Origin of the sequence: Mesorhizobium sp. M7A.F.Ca.US.005.03.2.1, assembly GCF_003997795.1 — a bacterium.
Taxonomy (GTDB): domain Bacteria; phylum Pseudomonadota; class Alphaproteobacteria; order Rhizobiales; family Rhizobiaceae; genus Mesorhizobium; species Mesorhizobium ciceri.
The window spans coordinates 1-879 of record NZ_RZRP01001394.1 but is presented as its reverse complement, the minus strand read 5'-3'; the positions used below and the strand labels follow the sequence as shown (position 1 = coordinate 879).

General features: G+C 62.3%; 1 protein-coding gene. It reads left to right on the top strand.

Annotation, left to right across the window (positions count from 1 at the left end):
* Window positions 1-754, top strand: a 754-nt coding sequence (locus EN991_RS38030; RefSeq protein ID WP_281058860.1) for a carboxyl transferase domain-containing protein, incomplete at its 5' end; no start/stop codon positions are given.
* Window positions 755-879 lie beyond the last annotated feature (125 nt).

Here is an 879-nt window from a genome sequence, read left to right as displayed (position 1 = left end):
GTCGGTCACCGACCATGATTTGTCGCTCGACCGGCTGGTCCCCGACAACGCCAACAAGCCCTACGACATCAAGGAGCTGATCCTGAAGGTCGCCGACGAAGGCGACTTCTTCGAGATCCAGCAGAATTTCGCGAAAAACATCGTCACCGGCTTTGGACGCGTCGAGGGCCGCACGGTGGGCTTCGTCGCCAACCAGCCGATGGTGCTGGCCGGCGTGCTCGATTCCGATGCCAGCCGCAAGGCGGCGCGCTTCGTGCGCTTCTGCGACTGTTTTTCGATCCCGATCGTCACCTTCGTCGATGTCCCCGGCTTCCTGCCCGGCACAGCGCAGGAGTATGGCGGGCTGATCAAGCATGGCGCGAAACTGCTGTTCGCCTATGCCGAGGCCACTGTGCCGAAGATCACCGTCATCACCCGCAAAGCCTATGGCGGCGCCTATGACGTGATGGCCTCAAAACATCTGCGCGGCGACATGAATTATGCCTGGCCAACGGCGCAGATCGCGGTGATGGGCGCCAGAGGCGCGGTCGAGATCATCTACCGCAAGGACATCGGTGACGCCGAAAAGATCGCAGCTCATACAAAGGCTTACGAGGATCGCTTCCTGTCACCCTTCGTCGCCGCCGAGCGCGGCTATGTCGATGAGGTGATCATGCCGCATTCGACCCGCCGCCGCATCGCCCGGGCGCTGCGCATGCTGCGCAACAAGGACATGCAGAACCCCTGGAAGAAGCACGACAACATCCCGCTGTGAGGCGCCGGCAACTCACTCCTCTTCCGCCGCCCCGAACTCCGCTCCCATCGTGGCACGGACAGGGCTGCCCCATGGCGTTGCGTGGTTGTCGATGCGCATCTGGAAGATGAAATAGGTCGGCGAGC